Origin of the sequence: Tautonia sociabilis, from assembly GCF_003977685.1 — a bacterium.
Classification (GTDB): Bacteria; Planctomycetota; Planctomycetia; order Isosphaerales; family Isosphaeraceae; genus Tautonia; species Tautonia sociabilis.
In genome coordinates, this window is record NZ_RYZH01000063.1 from 1 (window position 1) to 18099 (window position 18099).

The window sequence follows — 18099 nt, forward strand, 5'->3', positions numbered from 1 at the left end:
GGGTGCGGTCACATCGGATCGGTAGCAACCGATGTTCTGCCCCAGCGGGGCCTCGCTTTCCACTCCCTACCACCGTAACTCGTTCCCTGGAAAGGAAGTCCAGGAGAGCGGGCGGCGAGTCACGCCCGTTTACTTGTCCGAGACCAGCGACCGCACCTTCCTGAAGTCCCAGTTGCGTGTGCCCGTCGGCGTGAAGGAAAAGGCGGGAGACCGACCGCTTTGCTACTGCTTCGGCCACTCGGTCGCCAGCATCAAGGAAGAGTTCCGCACGAAGGGGCACAGCGACGCTTTGCAGGACATTCGGGCGAAGATGAAAGACCCCGGTTGCCGTTGCGAAACGGAAAACCCGTCAGGGGCGTGTTGCCTGGGCAGCGTGACGAAAGGAATCAAGATCGCCCAGGAGGAATTGACCACGAACGACTCAGAAATCGGACCTGTCACGACACCTCTCAGGTCACCATCGAATCGCGGCGAACGGATTGCCAAGATCGGCACCGTTTTTTCAGCGATCATGGCCTCGGCCTGTTGTTGGTTGCCGCTGCTGCTGCTGACCATCGGCGTCTCCGGCGTCGGCATTGCTGCCACGCTTGAAACGTACCGGCCGTTATTCATTGTGGTGACGTTCGGCTTCCTGGCGGCGGCGTTCTACTTCGCCTATCGTCCGAAGAAGTCGGCTTCGCGTGCCGCACATGATTGTTGTCCTCCGGTGTCGGCTGCTGAGGGAATCACCGACGCCGATTGCTGCGACTCTGCTCAAAAGGGGCGTTTCAGCATGGTGGCAATGAACAAGGTCATGCTCTGGGCCGTGACCTTCTTGGCGGTTGCGTTCTTGCTCTTACCAAATTATGTCGGCGCTCTGATTGCTGACCGGGAAAGTTCCAGCGACACCGTGACCGAAAGCCCATTCGTTACCAACACGACCATCGCCATCGACGGAATGACCTGCGAGGGATGTGCCGTTGCGTTGGAGGGCCGCCTGAAAGACGTACCCGGCGTCTTGAATGCCAGAGTCGACTATGCAAAGAAGCAGGCGATCCTGTCTACTAAATCATGCTGCCCGTTTCCGAAAGACGATGTCTTCAAGGCCATCGCGGAGTCAGGCTTCGCGGGTCATATCCAGTGAAATTCAGGACCTACTCCTGTGGGTGGCCATCGGATTCGCCGGAGAAATGCCCACACATCCCGGCTTCCCAGCCCCGGATTCCGGCCAGGAAAAGTTCAATAGCCGTCTTGTCACCCCGACTAAGACTGGTAGACGACTTACGGCGATCCTAGAATACCCTCCGGCGGTCCGGGAACCAAAATCCCGAACCAAAACGGGTGTAGCTCTCGATCCTGGAGATTCGACCGGGCCTCGGAGATGAATGGGGTGAGGTGGAGGCCCGGTGGACTCAGGAGGCGGAGCGATGGAGCGGACGGTGATGGTGCGGACGGAGTTGGAGGTGATCCTGCTGGAGCAGGCCCTGACGATGGCCCGCGAGTTGGAGGCGGTTTCCGACGCTGCCCCTGACGGTCAGGTGCTGGCGATCGCCGAGGCGGCCGCCGTCCGCTCCGGCCGCGAGTTGACCTGGACGACCCTTTAGGCGGCGTTCCGCCGCCAGGCCGAGGCGGCGGAAAACCAGGGGCTCCCGGCCGAGCCTGCTCCCGCGGCGGACGCCGCCTCATCAAGGACAAGGCGTCCCGGGCGGTCGTGACCGCCGCCGGTCGGGTCGTCGCCGCGCGGCGTTCGATGCGGTGCGGCGGGTGCGGGATGATGGCTTACCCGGCCGACGAGCGGATCGGCCTGGAGGGCTTCCTCAGCCCGGGGGCGGTGCGGCTGGCCTGTACGGCCGCCGCCAGCTGGTCCTTCCAGGTCGCCGCGGCCCGGCTGGAGGAGCTGGCCGGCCTCCGCCTGAATGACGGGACGATCCGCCGCCACGCCCACCGGGCCGCCCGGGCGATCGGCCGCCGTCGCGAAGAGACGCCGACGACGGCCCTGGCCAAGGCCCTCGCCCGGGACAAGCAGGACGGGGCGAGTCCGGCACTCGAGGTGGAGTTCCTCGCCGACGGCGTCCTGGTCCCCACCCGCGGCGGCTGGCGTGAGCGGCTGGCGTGAGCTGAAGCTGGCCCGGGCTGCTGGACCATGTCGGCGCGACGGCCTTCGAGGGCCGGACGGAGGCCGGGCCGGCGGCGTTGGACGAGATGATTGGCGACTTCGCCAAGCACACCGAGCGGATCGGCTCCTACGGCCGGCTGCGGACAGGGCGTTCGATCGGCAGCGGAGCGGTGGAGGGCCTAGCCCGCCGGACCGGCCGCGGGCTGAAGGTCCCGGGCCGGGGCTGGAACGCCGGGAACCTGGACGGGATGGCTACCCTGGTCGCCACCCTCGACACACCCGAATGGGACGACCTCTGGTCACGCCCCACCGCCTGACCTCCAGGATCGAGAGCTACACCCCCCCTGAACGACTGAACGACGCTGGACTTGACATGATTGCCGGTCGTTTCTAGAATAATCGATAGTCGTATCGAAATGTCGACGGAGAGAGGCACGTGATGAAGCCTCCGTTCGCGACAAAACGCTTCCTCTGCTCGATCGCGCTGATGCTAGGCGCCCTCGCTTGGTTGATGATCCTCCCGAAGGCGCGAACCGCTCATCACGACTCCGATCTCCTTGTTCGGAAGACTGTCATCACTTCTGAAGGTCCCGCAGCGATCTTCATCCCAGGTACGTCGGCTGGGGCATCCTCCCTTGACGCCCACCTTCCCCACATGATCGAGGAGGATGAGGAAGAGTCGTTCGACGACTTCCCCCACTACGTCTCCCTCGCCTTCCTTCTACCGGAGATTCCAATCAAGGTCGTCTCCGGGCCGATTCCGGGCAACTCGCCGAGGATCGCCGCCGTCCCGCTTCGCTGTTGATGGGTGATCGCCTCGACCCTTCCACGCCTGCGAATGTCGGCGATCCCCCCAACGGACGGTCGGCCTAATCTCGTTGTGGGCCTCGCTCCGCCGCCTTCGGCGAGCTGAACCGTCCCCACCGATCTCTGGACCATGACGTCATCGCGTCGATCCGGAGATGCGGGGGCGTTGCTGCGTAGGGCTGCGCATTTCATTCATAAATGCATGGCCGCGTGCAGGAGGGCCGCTCGCTCTGGACGGACCGAGCATGTCTCCCCGCGCGGCGTGGTCCCGATCAGTCAGACACTTCGTAGCCCGAGGTCCTCCGACCATGAATCCGTTCGCGTTCGCCCGTCGTCATCCGATCGTGACGCTCTTGCTCGTCCTCGTCCCGGCATCGGGCGCGATCCTGGCCCTGGAGGAGGTGGGCGTCGACATCGTCCCGGCGATCGATGCGGCCGGGATCGAGTCCGTGCTCGACCGCGCCGGCAGCATGACCATCGACAGTCTCAGCGGCATGGCCATGGCCGCCGAGCCCGAGGGGCAGGCGCACCAGGAGCATCAGAAGATCGTGGTCACGAGGCCCCAGGTGATGGATGTCACCATCACCGAGCCCTACGTCTGCCAGATCCACTCCCAGCGTCACATCGAAGTCTGCGCCCTGGAAAGCGGTTACTTGCAAGAAATCCTGATCAATGAAGGCCAGCAGGTAAAGCAAGGCGACCTCCTCTTCAAGATCCTCCCGGTTCTTTACCAGGCCCGCCTGTCCGCCGAAGAAGCCGAGGCGCAACTGGCCGAACTGGAATACTCGTACTCCAAACAACTGGCCGACCAGAATGTGGTCTCCTCCAACGAGGTGAAGCTAGCTGAGGCGAAACTGGCCAAAGCCAAGGCGCGCGTGGAGCTGGCGCGCGCCGAATTGAACTTCACGAACGTCGTCGCCCCCTTCGACGGCATCGTCGATCGGCTCCACCATCAGCTCGGCAGCCTGATCGCCGAGGGAGACATGCTCACCACCCTGTCGGACAACAGCGTGATGTGGGTCTACTTCAACGTGCCCGAGGCCGCCTACCTCGCCTACATGTCCAACCGGGCCAAGCACGGCGATGACGAGCGAATCGAGCTGAAACTGGCCAATGGCGAACTCTTCCCACACGTCGGCACGATCGGAGCGATCGAGGCGAAGTTTAACAACGAGACAGGCACCATCCCCTTCCGGGCCGACTTCCCCAACCCCGACCGCCTGCTGCGCCACGGCCAAACCGGCACCGTGTTGATCAGCCAGGTGCTCAAAGACGTTCTGGTGATCCCGCAACGCGCGACCTTCGAGCTGCTGGACAAGCGCTACGTCTTTGTCATCGACGACAAGAACGTGGCTCATCAACGGCTCATCACCGTTGAGCATGAGAAGGATGATATCTACATTATCCAGGACGGTCTGGACGAGACCGAGAACATCGTTCTCGAAGGCGTCCGAGACGTTCGAGATGGCGAGACGATTTCCTACGAATTCGAAGATCCCCAGACGGTCCTTTCTCATCTGAAGTACCACGCCGAGTAGGTCCCCGCCCGTTTTCCCCCGCACGCACGCCCCGTCCCCTCCCCGTGCCGCCCATCCCGCCCAACCGCGAACCGATACCGATATGTTCACAAAAATTCTCTATCGGCCGGCCCTGGCGATTGTGATATCGATCATCCTGCTGTTCCTCGGGGTGCTGGGGATCGAGACGCTGCCGGTGGCACAATTCCCCTCGGTGGCGCCGCCGACGGTGATGGTCACGATCTCCTACCCTGGCGCCAGTGCCAACGTCCTGGTCGACTCGGTCCTGATCCCGCTGGAGCAGTCGATCAACGGCGTCCAGAACATGCGGTACATGACCTCCTCGGCCACCAGTGCCGGCGAGGCGGCGATCACCATCTACTTCGAGCCGGGCACCGATCCGAACATCAACGTGGTGAACGTGCAGAATCGGGTCAACATCGTGCTCTTCCAGCTCCCACCGCTGGTCGTGCGCGAAGGGATCCTGGTCAGCCAGGTTGTTCCCAGCATGCTGATGTATGTCAATCTTTTCAGCACAGACCCGAACGCCGACCAGAAAGATCTGTTCAACTTCGCCAACGTGTATGTCATGCCGCGGCTCAAGCGAATCCGCGGGATGGGCCTGCCCCGAAACCTGGGCAATCGCATTTTCGCCATGCGGGTCTGGCTGGATCCGGATCGGATGCGGGCCTACAACGTCTCCTCCGAGGAGATCATGGAGGCGATCGCCGAGCAGAGCATCATCGGCTCTCCCGGCCGGCTCGGCCAGGCCACCGGAAAGACGTCGCAATCCAAGGAATACGTCCTCACCTACGTGGGCCGGTACAACAAGCCCGACCAATACGAGAACATCATCCTCCGAGCCAGTCCCGACGGCGAGATCCTGCGGCTTCGCGACGTGGCCGAGGTCGAGCTGGGCCCTCAGTTTTTCGATATTTATTCTGATATCAATGGATATCCGGCCGCTTCCATCATCCTCAAACAAGCCCCCGGCTCCAACGCCGCCGAGGTGATCAAGGCCATCAAGGCTGAGCTCGAGCAAATCAAGGAAGAATCGTTCCCTCCCGGTATGGACTACGAGCTCGCTTACGACGTCTCCAAATTTCTGGATGCATCGATTGAGAAAGTCGTGCACACCCTGGTCGAGGCCTTCATCCTGGTTTCGCTGGTTGTTTACATGTTTCTCGGCGACCTTCGCTCCACGCTCATTCCGACCCTGGCGGTGCCGGTCTCTCTGATCGGGACCTTCTTCGTTCTGCAACTGCTTGGATTGTCGATCAACCTGATCACCCTCTTCGCCATGGTTCTGGCGATCGGCGTCGTCGTGGACGACGCCATCGTCGTGGTCGAGGCGGTGCACGCCAAAATGGCGGAGAAGCATCTCCCACCGTACCGGGCGACGATGGAGGTCCTCCACGAGATCAGCGGCGCCATCATCGCCATCACGCTGGTGATGACCGCCGTCTTCGTCCCCGTCACCTTCATCCCCGGACCAGTCGGCCAGTTCTACCGCCAGTTCGGGATCACGATGGCCAGCTCCATCATCCTTTCCGGCCTGGTGGCTCTGACCCTCACTCCCGTCCTCTGCGCGATGATCCTCAAGCCCCATGCCCACACTCACGACGACGCCAACTCCTCCTCGGACGTCCAGAGGCATGGGCTCGGGCTCAACGGCGACGAGCCTTCGGAGAACCGGTCCCGACCCCGGCGTCTTGGACGGCTGCTCCTACTGGCCATCGGCGGACTGCTCGTCTTGGCCGGAGTCACCTACCTGGCCTATGAGCTCTGGGGGCCGATCGGGTTCGGGTTCATCCTCCTGCCGCTGATCCAGCGCCCCTTCGACCGCGCCGTGGAGTTCGTCACCGCCGGATACACCGCGATCGTCCGTCGGGTCGCCATGCGACGGCTGCTCACCGTCGCCGTCGTCGGCGCCTTCGCCGCCGGCACCGTCGGCGTCAACCTGGAGCTGCCAACCGGCTTCATCCCGGGGGAAGACCAGGGAATCATCTACGCCGTGCTTCAAACCCCTCCGGGCTCCACCCTCGAATACACCAACGCCAAGAGCCACGAACTGGAAGAAATCGTCAAGGAAATTCCGGAAGTCACCTCCGTCACCTCCTTGGCCGGCTACGAGGTCCTCACCGAAGGGCGCGGCTCCAATGCCGGCACCTGCATCATCAACCTCAAGAATTGGGCCGAACGCGAACGCACCGCCCGGGAGATCATCGAGGAGTTGGAAGAACGCTGCCAACAGATGAGCAACGTCCGCCTCGAGTTCTTCGAACCTCCGGCCGTTCCCGGCTTCGGAACCGCCGGCGGCCTCTCGCTGCTGGTCCTCGACAAAACCAACTCCAACGACTACCAGCGGCTCGGCGAGGTGACCGAACAGTTCATGGCCGCCCTGAGAGAACGTCCCGAATTGTCCAATCTGTTCACTTTTTACGCATCAAACTATCCGCAATACGAACTGATCATCGACAACGATGTCGCCATGCAGAAGGGCGTTTCCATCAAGACCGCCATGGACAACCTGAACATCCTTATTGGCAGCACTTGGGAACAGGGGTTCATCCGCTTCAACCAGTTCTTCAAGGTCTTCGTCCAGGCCAAGCCAGAGTTTCGCCGATTCCCCGAAGACCTGGAGAACCTCTTCGTCCGCAACGAACACGGGGAGATGGTCCCCTACTCCTCATTCATGAAAATCGAGAAAAAGCAGGGCCTCAACGAGATCAACCGATTCAACCTTTACACCGCCGCCCCGATCCAGTGCGCCCCGGCGGCCGGTTACAGCTCCGGCCAGGCGATCAAGGCCATCACCGAGGTCGCCGAGCGGACCCTGCCGCGCGGCTTTGACATCGACTGGGCCGGCCTTTCCTACGACGAGTCGCGCAAGGGAAACGAGGCGGTCTACATCTTTCTCATCGTCGTCGCCTTCGTCTATCTCGTGCTGGTCGGCCAGTATGAAAGCTTCATCTTGCCGTTGGCCGTGATCCTGTCGCTCCCGATCGGCGTCTTCGGCTCGTTCTTCTTCTTGAAGCTCATGGGACTGGCCAACGACGTCTACGCCCAGATCGGCCTGATCATGCTCGTCGGCCTGTTGGGCAAGAACGCCATCCTGATCGTCGAGTTCGCTGTCCAGCGGCGTCAGGAGGGGCAATCGCTGGTCGACGCGGCGGTCGAGGCCGGCAAACTCCGCTTCCGTCCCATCTTGATGACCTCCTTCGCCTTCATCGCCGGTCTGCTCCCTCTGGTTTTCGCCACCGGAGCCGGCGCGATCGGCAACCGCACCATCGGCACCACGGGAGCCGGCGGCATGCTCCTGGGCACCCTGGTCGGCGTTCTAGTCATCCCGGGGCTGTATTACCTGTTCGGAAAGCTTGCCGACGGCCGCAAACTCCTCCAGGATGAGTCGAACAACCCGGTGAGCGAGGTCTTCGAGTATCCGTCCGTCGCCAACCTGAACGAGGCCGACTTGGATCAGGGGTGATCGGCTCCCGGGGGGCGGCTCCGGTCGCCCCGGCGGCCGGAAACAGCAGCGGCGTCCCGCCCGGCCGGGATCAGCCACGGCACGAGGATCGAGCGGCGGCGGGGCAGTACTCCGCCGCCGCTTGCCTTGCGCCGATGGGAGACGGACGAGGGTGGGATGATTCCCGGGCTCGCCCCCCCCGGTGCCGCCCCTCCGATTCCAACAACCGAACGAATCGGCGCTCAAGGCGCGTCCCGCAGGAACCGATCAAACCTAGGTTCCCACCCTCGCGCGTCCTGCCGGGCTCGGCCACCGGTCGAGGCGGCCCAGGACATGCCGGACGCGAGCCGCGACGCTGACGCCACAGGATCGCTCGGCGGGATCGCCGGGCTTTGATCACCCTTCAGGGACGAGGCTGATGGCCTTCTCGGCGAAATTCTCGAACGCGAGGCGTAGGGTACGCCCGATCGCGCGGGCGGTCACCTGCGGCATCTTTCTGCTTACCCTCCCGGCCTGCGGCATCCCCCCGCGTCGTCACGCGCAGCCGCCTCCTCCCCTGCCGGAGAGCTTCGTCGGGGCGACCAGCCCCGTGAACTCCGCTGACCTCGGGGCCGCGGAGTTCTACCAGGACCCGCTCCTGCTGGGACTGCTCGAACAGGCCCTGGCCAACAACCGGGAGCTGCGAATCCTCAACGAGGAGGTGCAGATCGCCAGCACCGAGATCCTGGCGCGGTCCGGTGCCTATCTTCCGTTCCTCACCGCCGGACCCTCGGCGGGCCTCGAGCGGTTCAGCGAGCGGACGATCGAGGGGGCCGCCATCAAGGTCGAACCCTTCGTCCTGAACCCCGAGAAATTCTTCAAGAACCCGCACGCCTCCTACTTCGTCGGCACCAACCTCACCTGGCAGCTTGACATCTACCGGCAGCTCCGCAACGCCAGGGACGCGGCGGCCCAGCGCTACGTTGCCGCCATCGAGCGGCGGAACTCCTTCGTGATCGGCATGGTCGCCGAGATCGCCGAGAACTATTACCGCCTGATGGCGCTGGACAAGCGGCTCGAGAACCTCAACCAAATCAACGCGTTCCTCGAGCAGAGCCTTCGGGTCGCCGAGGCCAGGAAAGAAGCCGCCCGGGATACCGAGCTGGCCGTCCTCCGGTTCGAAGCCGAGCTGAACCGCAACCGGAGCGAATTGCTGATCGTCGCCCAGGACATCATCGAGGCCGAGAACCGCATCAACGTCCTCGCCTACCGCTATCCGCAGCCGGTCGGCCGCAATTCCGCGAACTTCTTCGACCTGGACATCAACACCATCGGGGTTGGCGTGCCCTCGGAGCTGCTCCAGAACCGGCCCGACATCCGCCAGGCCGAGCGCGAGCTGGTCGCCGCCGGGCTCGACGTGGCGGTCGCCCGCGCCAATTTCTATCCCCAGTTGATCCTCAACGCGGGTGTCGGCTGGGAGTCCTTCAACTTGGCGGGCCTGTTCTCGCCAACAGCGATCGCCGGCAACGTCTTCGCCGGATTCGTCGGCCCGCTCGTCAACCGGCGGTCGATCAAGGCCGAGTACCTTACCACCAACGCCCGCCAGCTCCAGGCCATCTACGACTACCAACGCACCATCCTCGGAGCCTTCACCGAGGTCGTCAATCGCTTGACCGAGGTCCAAAACTACTCGCGGAGCGTCGCGATCAAGAAGCAGCAGTTAACCTCGCTGGAAGCCGCGGTCGACGTCGCCAACCAGCTCTTCCAGTTCGCACGCGTCGAGTACCTCGACGTGCTCACCGCCCAGCGCGACCTTCGGGACGCGAGGACGGCTCTGATCGACACCAAGGAGCTGCAATTGACCGCCACCGTTCGCGCATACCAGGCGCTCGGTGGCGGTGCCCTGCTGTCGATTTCAGAGCGGGAAGAGCTGCTCCACCCGATTCCCCACGTCCACGAAGCCCTTAGCGACGACGACTTCTGGAAGCTCTCACAGATCCACTACGGCTCGGGCAAGTATTTCAGGGCCCTTCGGGCTTCCCTCGAACGGATCCTCCCCTACCGTGCCCAGACCTTCACCGCGGACCCACACCCCGTGCTTCCGACCTCCCCAGCCGTGATCGAGGCAGCCCCCGGGCCGGCCCTGCCGATCCCCGATGCGGAGTCCTCCGACGATTCGGGTCTCCCTCCCGCGTTGCCGAACTCCCCGCCGCCCCCTGACGAACCGGGCCCGTTCGACCTGACGGGGACAATCTCCGCGGGGTCCGAGGCCATCGTGCGTTTCCCGAGCCCGAGGACGCAGGACCTTGGCGACGGAACGACCGAACACGATTTGGCAAAATGATTTATCTTGGCTGGTTGATGAATTCGAGCGTGCGGTCCGCTGTGATTCGCATTTGAAGTGCGCCCCTCAAACTTGAAGGTAGCCGTTCACACCCCGAATACCCCGTGGCGCGATTGCGAATTCCTGTCTCCGATCCAGCGGCTTCCGATTCCTGAACCACTCTGGGACACCGTGCCCGCCGATGCCCGGACCGCCCTGCTGGACGCCAGGGCGGCGATGCGGGATCGGATCGCCGCCCTGGAGGCCACGGTCCGTGACCTCCAGGCCAGGCTCCAACTCGACTCCACCAACTCCTCCAAGCCACCCTCCTCCGACCCGATCGTCCTGAAACGCAAGCCGCCCACACCGCCGTCCCAGCGGAAGCGGGGCGGGCAACCCGGCCATCGCGAGGCGTTCCGCGCCCTGGTCCCTCCCGAGAAGCTCCGCTCGTCCACCGACTGCACGCCCGAGGCGTGCCGTCGATGTGGCCAGGAGTTCTCGGGGGAGGACCCCGATCCCCTGATCCATCAGGTCGCCGAGCTGCCCAAAATCGAGCCGATCGTTGACGAAGACCGGCTGCATCGCCTGGCTTGCCCGGGCTGCGGTTCGTCCACCTGCGGCACGTTGCCCGAGGGCGTCCCCAAGACTCGCTTCGGCCCCTCCCGGCAGGCGACCCTGGCCACCCTGGCCGGTGCCTACCGCCGGAGCAAGCGGCGGAGCCAGCAACTGGCCGGCGACCTGTTCGGGCCGTCGATCTCCACCGGGATGATCAGCGAGTTGGCGCGGCTCTCGGCCGAAGTGCTTCGGGCCCCCCACAACGAGCTGGCCACGGCGGTCCACACCGCGGAGGTGACCCACGCCGACGAGACCGGCTGGCGTGAGGACCGGCATCAGAACTGGCTGTGGGTGGCGGTGACGGCGAGCTTCACAGTCTTCACGATCGCCCCCAACCGCAGCGCCAAGGTCGCCCAGGCCGTCCTGGGGACTCAAGTCGGCCCGGTCGCGGTGACGGATCGCTGAAGCTCCCATGATTGGATCGCGGCGGCCAGCCGGCAGAGTTGCTGGAGCCATCTCCGCCGCGATTTCCAGGCGATGATCGATCGCGGCGGGGCCGCCGAGCCGATCGGGAAGGAGCTGCCTCGTCTGTCGGATCGGCTGTTCCGCTGGTGGCATCGACTCGAGGCCGAGAAGGTGGATCGGGGGCGATTCCGCACGGCGATGGCCCGGTTGAGGTGTGAGTTCAAGACGGCCTTGGAGGACGGGGTGCGCCGCGACCGCGCTCGGACCCGGGGCTCCTGCGCCGAGATCCGGCGGGTCGAGGAGAGTCTGTTGACTTTGGGCGGGTGGAGAGCGTGCCGCCGACGAACAATGCCGCGGAGCGTGCCGAGCGGCACGCGGTGATCTGGCGTCGGATCAGCGGGGGAATCGAGAGCGTGGCGGGGAGCTGGTTCGTCGAGCGAATGCGGAATGTGGCGGCCACCTGCCTCCAGCAGGGGAGGTACGTGCTGGACGACCTGACATCCTGCTTCGAAGCGGCTCGCGGTGGCCAAGCGATCCCCTCCCTCGTGCCAGCGAAACAACCAAAGGTCAAGGTTGCCTGATACCGTCTATCCCACTCTGTGAACGGTTACCAACTCGTCTCATTGGTGCCGGGCCCAGCGGGCGCTGGCCGCGAACTCGGTCTGGCGGCAGAGCCGGCCGAAAAAGGTTCGAGCCATCAGCGAGGCAATGGGGCGGCGGAAACCGCGGCGGCATTTCGGGGCGGTCCGCGGTCGGATGGCGGCCAGCAGCGATTCATCCGGTGTCACGTCCCTCGGGGGCGGCCCTCGGGCGGAACCCGAACGTCCTTCCGAAGGCAAGGGCACCAATGGCCGAACGAACCGGTGCAATCGTCCGGAGCGGCAGGGCCTGTGTGTTTGCATCAAGGAGTCGGCGGTGTAAACTACCAAGTTAAGTGCAACCTTCGAATTCAGATGAGGTTTGTGTTTGTTTGGTTGCGTGTGGGGGGTTGGTCCTTCCGCCCCACCCGAGTCAACCCGAAGGGAGTCGTTGACAGGCAAGGAGGGCTGGCCCAGGGACCCCGAGGACCTTTCGATGTCCATCTTGCTGATCGTGAACCTCAAGGGCGGTGTGGCCAAGACGACCAACGCCGTCGCCGTGGCCGAATGCCTGGCCGACTCGGGCTACCGGACCCTGCTGATCGACGCCGACCACCAGTGCACGGCGGGCGAGTTGCTCCTGGGAGAGAGCCGGCTGTTGCATTGTGAACGCCGCAAGATCACGTTGCATGACCTGTTGCTGGCGATGCTCGACAACGAGTTCGCTTCGGAGCAGTTCCCCGCCTACGTCATTCCGAAGGCGTCGGACATTGGTGATGGGTTGGACAACCTGTCGGTGATGCCCTGCTCCATCCGCATCGACGATTTTCAGACGAACGTGGCCAAGGCCCGACACGGTTACAAGTCCACCGAGGAGTTCAACGCCATCTTCAGCCGGAGGAGGTCGATGCTCCAAAAGTGGCTGAGGTCGAGCTACGACGTCACGATTGTGGACTGCCCGCCGAGCATCCCCCAGCAGGTGCGGGTGTTCCTGACCGTGGCCGATGCCTACATCGTGCCCGCCATCCCCGATCGGCTCTCGGTGCGGGGGTCGCTGTGGCTCCAGGACCGCATCCGGCGGATGGGCGTGAAGATCGAGGGGCTCGGCACGCTCTGGTCGCTCTACCGGGAGCAAAACGCCGTGCACCGCCGGGTTGTCGAGGCGGCGGGAAAGGGCATCGAGCCGTACTCGCAGCTTCCCCGGCCGTTTGAGACGGTGATCCCGAACGCTGCCGCCATCGCCATGGCGTCGGAGCCGAACCGGAAGCCAAAATCGTTCAACGCCAAGTACTCGGGCAACTTCGCCTCGCTCTATCGGGACCTGACCGGGGAGATTGTCCAGCGGAGCGAGTGGCAGAAGGCAGGGGTCAACGGGGCGACAGTTGCCGCCAAGGTCTGATGCAGCGTTTCGGGGACGGCGGGCGATGAAGGTGAAGATCATCCTGGTCGATGGAGTCATCGTCGAGGCCGACGGAACGGCCCGAGAAATCGCGGACCTGACCGCCGAGTTGAGGAGGTCTCATCAGCGTGCCGATCCCAAGGCGGACGTCGAGCAGGAAGCCGGGACGAGCCCCCCCTTCGTCATCGAAGGGGGCGACGCCTCCGGCGGGGAGTCCCAGGAGGGTCGTGGCGAGGATGAAGGGACCTTCTCCGGCGTCGAGGCTGAGGACGAGTCTCAGGAGATCACCGAGTCCTGCTCCGGTGCGGAGGATTGGCTCGACCTCGATCCGATCGACATCACGGAACGGAACGCGGAAGGGACGAATGATGATGAGGAGATGTCATCCTCGAATCCTCTGACAGACGGGCCGACGACCACGATCGACTCCAGGGACGTTCGGGTCGTGGCCGAGCGATTTCGGCTTGTCGCCGAGCCGACCCGGCTCCAGATTCTCTCGACGCTTGCCGAGGCCGACCACAACGTCGGCGAGCTTTGCGAGGTCCTGGGTGGCCAGTCCCAGCCCGCCGTGAGCCATCATCTGTCGCAGCTCAAGCTCTCGGGGCTGGTCCAGCCGAGCCGGGAGGGGAAGTTCAACTCCTACGGGCTGACCGATCGGGGCCGGAGGCTCATCGGGGTTGCTGGTCGGCTCGAATCCCAGGCCGGGGGCCGGACGATCGAACTACTCCGGCAGGCCGCCGACCCGACTCGGCTGCAGATCCTGCTGCTGCTGGCCGAGGGCCGGCGGAACGTCGGGGAACTCTGCTTTGACCTCGGTGCCCAGAGCCAGCCCGCTGTCAGCCACCACCTCGCCAGGCTTCGAGGCTGCGGCCTGGTTGAGGCGAGCCGGGTTGGCAAGTTCAGCTACTACGCGCTGAGGGAGGACGGGGACGAGTTGGTGCGGGCGATTCGCCCCCTGATCTCCCCTGCGGGGGGGGCGGACATCGAGGCCGAGACCTCGTCTCCCGAACCCGAGGAGATCGACGTCTCGGAACGAGAGAACATCCGTTTGTCGGCTCAATGCGAGCCCGAATCGATCGAGATATCGGGACCGACGGCTGACCGGATGGCGGACCCGCCGTCGCCGGAGGAATCGGAGCCGGAGGCGGACGAACCCGAGGGATCGACGCCGGGTCACAGGGCTTGCCGCCGCATTCTTCTCATGGTCTCGGAGCTTCATCACCGGGGCTATGAGCGTTTGCGGATCGCCCCCGGCATCTCCTCCTCGGGACTCGACTGGCGGTGCTCGATCGCCCCGGCCGCCGACTTCCGGAGCGGTCACGGGGCGATGCTCGCCGACGGTGACGGGGAGGCGGCCTGCTACTCGTCCGGCCAGGGGATGGCCTGTTTCAATTGGCCGGATGCCAGGGGGGATTCCCCGGCGGCCCTGGCCGACAAGTTTCTCAACCGCTTCCCTGCCTTGGCGACCCGAGGTGCGGGCGGCGACCCGGCGTACGCCCGATGGTTCGCCGAGATGATCGAGCTGACCGCCCCCGACGGCCTGGTCTACGCCTATGCGGACTGGGAAATGCCCGATGGCCACCTCCCGGCCCTGGGTTGTACCGAGGACGTGAGGATCCCGCTGCCGCCACCGGGGACGGTGCCCGACAATGGTTCGGCGGGGCAGTCCGGCGGGATGGGCTGAAGGCCCCGGTGCGGGGACGGAAGGGGGCCCTGAACCTGGACCCCTCGGGATGATCGACAAATCGGAGAAAGCCAATCCATTCCGAAGGCTTCCTGAGCGTCGAGGAACGGTATGATGCCGATTGTCTCGGAAGGCGGAGGATGGATCGCAAGGACGCTGGGCCCGATCCGACCCCAACCTCCCGTCGATTCGATTCCTCCGCGATCCGGGACCGCCGTGATCAGGCGGAGGAGGCTCGACCGACGCGGAGGAGTCGGCGAGCGAGTCCGAGTGTCCACTCGCCGAGCAGGATCAGGAGCATGCTCGCCCCGACGATGGGCAGGAGGATTCCAAAAAGCGCGACCAGGCCGATGAGCCAGGGAGGCAAGACCCGGGCCGGGCGCTTCGGGAAACCGGTTCGACCCGGAGGCCGGCGGACCCACCACATCCAGACGCCGGTGATCGGCAGGCCGATCAGGACCAGGCAGGAGATCAGCCAGAGCACCTTGGTCGTCGGCCCCAGGATGCTGCCGACGTGCAGCGGGTAGGTCCAGCCGTGCCACCAGTAGCGTTCGTTCTCGGCGAGGGTCGAGTGGGATCGGATCGAGCCGTCGACCGGATCGAGCTCGAGCTCCGCCGAAACATACGGGCCGTAGGAGTTATTGTAGTCGTTGCTCGCACGGACCTGGACTCCCTCCCCTGGCTCTCGGTCGAGGTCGATCGTCAGGTTCCGATCCGGATAGGTCTTCCTTGCGAGTTGTTCGATGCGATCGAGTGGCAGGGACGCTTCGGCACCGGGGTCCTTCTCGGGTGATCCTCGATCGGGAGTGGAGGCCGCAGGCGGAGTACCGCCCAGCGATCGCGTCGCGAGGTGGAAGGCCTCCCCCCAGACGATCGTGTAGAAGAGGCCTGTCACGACGATCAGGAACATCGGCGTCAGGGCATAAATGCCAGTGACTGTGTGCAGATCCCTCAGGATGATATATGGCTTGCCCCGGAGTCGGGGCCGCCAGACGCCGATGGTTCTGGCGATCGTGTCGGGCCACCAGAGGTAGGCGCCGGTCATCAGCAGGATTACCGTCCATCCGACCGTCAGTTCGACCAGCAGGCGGCCGGCCGTGCCAAGGAAGAGTTGCCGGTGGAGTGTCAACGTCGCGTCGAAGAACACCGAGAGCGGGTCGGGCTCTCCCGATTCGACGGCGCCGAGCACGTCGCCTCGGTATGGATCGACGTAGACGGCGACTCGGGACGACCGGGTCCCGTCGCCGAGCCGGACGATCGAGGCTCGGTTGGGGTCGGCTGACTGCTCCAGGCTCTCGGGCTGAAGTTCCGGGCGGCTCGATCGGGCGGCTTCGACCTGCTCCGACGCGGGGAGGCGAGCCGAGCCGGGCTCGACGAACCGGAGATGGGCGTGAGCATAGTCCTCGATCTCGGCCCGGAAGATGGAGAGGGCGCCGGTGATCGTCACGATCAGGAGGACCGGCGTGACGAGCACTCCCGCGAAGAAGTGCCAGCGCCAGAAGACCCGATAGAGGCTCCCCGACGGCGATCGGGAGGCGGACCGCCTCGCCTGTTCTCGCGAAGCGGCGGTCGGCCGTTTGGCCGGCGATGCGACCGGATCACTCATTGCTCCTCTCCCGACCAGCGATGGAACGAATGCCTGGCCCCCCGTTCCCGATCCGGGGGCCGGCTCATCGCCCGACCCCCTCGACCGTCGCCGACGGTACGTCCATTGGCCCCAAGGGCCGCCGCCGGCCGGCGGAGGAGTGATCAAGCGTCGGCTCGGTCAACGTGATCGGCGGCAGCTCGTTCTCTCCCTCCTCGATCGTGACCTTCCATTTGGATCGACCGGGATCGGAATACGTGAACCCCAGGCGGTCGTCCAGCGAGGGGACCGAGGAGTCGGGAGGCCAGGTGATCGTGAGGGCGTACTCACCGGCCGGAGCACCGTCCTCGTTCCGGTAGGTCGAGAGGGTGTAGGTGCCATCGCTTCGGACTTTCCCCCACGGCCTCGAGTTCCGCTCGTCCGGGGGCTCCCCGATCGCGTGCAGTTGCACCAGGGCACCCTCGGCCGGGTCGCCATTGATCGTCAGCCGGCCCGACGCGGGATATGTCTCCGCCTCCCAGCTCTCGCCGCAGCCGGCGAACGCGGAAATGGCGAACAGGACAAGAACGTTTCGATGATTCATGATCGAAATGGTAATTGGTTGTAGACTCGCGATGCAGTTCAGAAGTCCGAGGCCGAGATGACCTCTCCCCCGTCTCGGGAACTCAACGCGCTGAGAACCTCCAGCGACGTGTGCTCCTTGAGGAATCGAACGGAGCCGTCCGCCATGCCGAGGTTGACTCCGCCGGGGTGGAACGAGTAGGGCGCCCCGTACCAGTTGCCAACGTTGATGACCGAGGAGCCGGCGAACCAGGTGATGTCTGGAGTGCCTCGCGATGGGTCGAGCCGGACGGAGACCGGGAACCACCAGCCGCCGTTGCCGATCCCCGCCCAGCTCTCGACGACCGTCCCCCAGGGGGCACTTCCGTAGTAGTCCCAGGGAGGGGAGGCGGGATCCGAGACGCCCAGGAGAAACCAGTGCGCCCTGCCGGCCGACTCGTACTGCATGCAGGTGTTCGAGAGCCCGTCCCGCACCGCGGCGAACCGGGCGTACTCCCCCCCTTCGTACATCGCCTTGTGGTCGGCCCAGTTCGTCGCCGATCGGATCACGGTGTAGTCGCTCGTCCCGAAGCCGCTCGCCGGGCGCTCTCCCGCGACCGGGTTGGACGGGCAGGTGTAGACATTGAGCGGAACCGATGTGACCGTGGTGTTCGAGGCTGAGTCCCACGGGTGGTCGAAGTTGTAGGCCGATCCCAGCGGTTCCTGCTCGAGGAACGGAAGGATCGAGGCATACGGGGCCGCCGCCCCTGTTACCCTGTAGCCCGGCAGGCAACCGACGGCGTCGTGATAGGCGTGCATGGCCAGGCCGAGTTGCTTCAGGTTGTTGACGCATTGCACCCGCCGAGCGGCCTCTCGGGCGGACTGGACGGCGGGCAGGAGCAGGGCGATCAGGACGCCGATGATCGCGATGACCACCAGCAGCTCGATCAGGGTGAAGCCGTTCGCCCTGGAGAACGATCGGGTCCGGTTCGTCATTCGGGATTCTCCGATGGGTTGGAGCAAGTCGGGGAGAAACGGGGTCGATCAATCCGTTCGTTCTGGTCGATCGGGGAGACTCCCCGGGAGTCGTTGCGAACGAGGATCCG

13 protein-coding genes and 1 pseudogene are annotated in these 18099 nt (G+C 64.7%); 11 read left to right on the top strand and 3 right to left on the bottom strand.

Going from position 1 to position 18099, the window contains the following annotated elements; genetic code table 11:
- The first annotated feature begins 31 nt into the window (after positions 1 to 31).
- The 11 genes and pseudogenes from TsocGM_RS22485 (at position 32) to TsocGM_RS22540 (ending at position 14868) form a co-directional block, all read left to right on the top strand.
- The gene (locus tag TsocGM_RS22485) at positions 32 to 1123 is read left to right on the top strand and encodes a mercuric transporter MerT family protein (RefSeq protein WP_126727710.1); all 1092 of its coding nucleotides are present in this window, start codon (positions 32 to 34) and stop codon (positions 1121 to 1123) included.
- Between the two features lie 283 nt (positions 1124 to 1406).
- Positions 1407 to 1583, top strand: coding sequence for a hypothetical protein (locus TsocGM_RS27315; protein WP_233579117.1), 177 nt, complete (start codon positions 1407 to 1409; stop codon positions 1581 to 1583).
- 107 nt (positions 1584 to 1690) lie between these two features.
- A pseudogene (locus tag TsocGM_RS22495) lies at positions 1691 to 2412 on the top strand (hypothetical protein).
- 122 nt (positions 2413 to 2534) lie between these two features.
- Positions 2535 to 2900, top strand: a complete 366-nt coding sequence (locus tag TsocGM_RS22500) for a hypothetical protein (RefSeq protein ID WP_126727711.1) — start codon at positions 2535 to 2537, stop codon at positions 2898 to 2900.
- Positions 2901 to 3210: 310 nt separating this feature from the next.
- Positions 3211 to 4440: an efflux RND transporter periplasmic adaptor subunit gene (locus tag TsocGM_RS22505; protein WP_126727712.1), complete on the top strand. Its 1230-nt coding sequence runs from the start codon at positions 3211 to 3213 to the stop codon at positions 4438 to 4440.
- An 82-nt stretch (positions 4441 to 4522) separates the two neighbouring features.
- A complete protein-coding gene (locus tag TsocGM_RS27320) occupies positions 4523 to 7906 on the top strand; it encodes an efflux RND transporter permease subunit (RefSeq protein ID WP_126727713.1) in 3384 nt (1127 codons plus the stop codon).
- Positions 7907 to 8303: 397 nt separating this feature from the next.
- Positions 8304 to 10208 (top strand): TolC family protein, encoded by a 1905-nt coding sequence (locus TsocGM_RS22515; RefSeq protein ID WP_126727714.1) that lies wholly within the window; start codon positions 8304 to 8306, stop codon positions 10206 to 10208.
- A gap of 171 nt (positions 10209 to 10379) precedes the next feature.
- Positions 10380 to 11207: an IS66 family transposase gene (locus TsocGM_RS27325; protein ID WP_126727715.1), complete on the top strand. Its 828-nt coding sequence runs from the start codon at positions 10380 to 10382 to the stop codon at positions 11205 to 11207.
- 332 nt (positions 11208 to 11539) lie between these two features.
- Positions 11540 to 11788, top strand: a complete 249-nt coding sequence (locus TsocGM_RS22530; protein ID WP_158633714.1) for a hypothetical protein — start codon at positions 11540 to 11542, stop codon at positions 11786 to 11788.
- A 493-nt stretch (positions 11789 to 12281) separates the two neighbouring features.
- Entirely contained in the window at positions 12282 to 13184 is a 903-nt protein-coding gene (locus TsocGM_RS22535; RefSeq protein ID WP_126727717.1) for a ParA family protein, read from the top strand.
- Between the two features lie 25 nt (positions 13185 to 13209).
- Positions 13210 to 14868, top strand: a complete 1659-nt coding sequence (locus TsocGM_RS22540; RefSeq protein ID WP_126727718.1) for an ArsR/SmtB family transcription factor — start codon at positions 13210 to 13212, stop codon at positions 14866 to 14868.
- Positions 14869 to 15088: 220 nt separating this feature from the next.
- Here TsocGM_RS22540 and TsocGM_RS22545 read toward each other — a convergent pair whose 3' ends face one another.
- The 3 genes from TsocGM_RS22545 to TsocGM_RS22555 all read right to left on the bottom strand — a co-directional run bounded on the left by TsocGM_RS22545 (position 15089) and on the right by TsocGM_RS22555 (position 17989).
- Positions 15089 to 16474, bottom strand: coding sequence for a PepSY-associated TM helix domain-containing protein (locus TsocGM_RS22545; RefSeq protein WP_126727719.1), 1386 nt, complete (start codon positions 16472 to 16474; stop codon positions 15089 to 15091).
- 64 nt (positions 16475 to 16538) lie between these two features.
- Entirely contained in the window at positions 16539 to 17036 is a 498-nt protein-coding gene (locus tag TsocGM_RS22550) for a hypothetical protein (protein ID WP_126727720.1), read from the bottom strand.
- 38 nt (positions 17037 to 17074) lie between these two features.
- A complete protein-coding gene (locus TsocGM_RS22555) occupies positions 17075 to 17989 on the bottom strand; it encodes a DUF1559 domain-containing protein (protein ID WP_126727721.1) in 915 nt (304 codons plus the stop codon).
- Between the last annotated feature and the right edge of the window lie 110 nt (positions 17990 to 18099).

Bases quoted from the DNA above. Each gene is read 5' to 3' on its own strand.
- TsocGM_RS22485 (WP_126727710.1), top strand. From the start codon at position 32: ATGTTCTGCCCCAGCGGGGCCTCGCTTTCCACTCCCTACCACCGTAAC.
- TsocGM_RS27315 (WP_233579117.1), top strand. From the start codon at position 1,407: ATGGAGCGGACGGTGATGGTGCGGACGGAGTTGGAGGTGATCCTGCTG.
- TsocGM_RS22500 (WP_126727711.1), top strand. From the start codon at position 2,535: ATGAAGCCTCCGTTCGCGACAAAACGCTTCCTCTGCTCGATCGCGCTG.
- TsocGM_RS22505 (WP_126727712.1), top strand. From the start codon at position 3,211: ATGAATCCGTTCGCGTTCGCCCGTCGTCATCCGATCGTGACGCTCTTG.
- TsocGM_RS27320 (WP_126727713.1), top strand. From the start codon at position 4,523: ATGTTCACAAAAATTCTCTATCGGCCGGCCCTGGCGATTGTGATATCG.
- TsocGM_RS22515 (WP_126727714.1), top strand. From the start codon at position 8,304: ATGGCCTTCTCGGCGAAATTCTCGAACGCGAGGCGTAGGGTACGCCCG.
- TsocGM_RS22535 (WP_126727717.1), top strand. From the start codon at position 12,282: ATGTCCATCTTGCTGATCGTGAACCTCAAGGGCGGTGTGGCCAAGACG.
- TsocGM_RS22540 (WP_126727718.1), top strand. From the start codon at position 13,210: ATGAAGGTGAAGATCATCCTGGTCGATGGAGTCATCGTCGAGGCCGAC.
- TsocGM_RS22545 (WP_126727719.1), bottom strand. From the start codon at position 16,474: ATGAGTGATCCGGTCGCATCGCCGGCCAAACGGCCGACCGCCGCTTCG.
- TsocGM_RS22550 (WP_126727720.1), bottom strand. From the start codon at position 17,036: ATGAATCATCGAAACGTTCTTGTCCTGTTCGCCATTTCCGCGTTCGCC.
- TsocGM_RS22555 (WP_126727721.1), bottom strand. From the start codon at position 17,989: ATGACGAACCGGACCCGATCGTTCTCCAGGGCGAACGGCTTCACCCTG.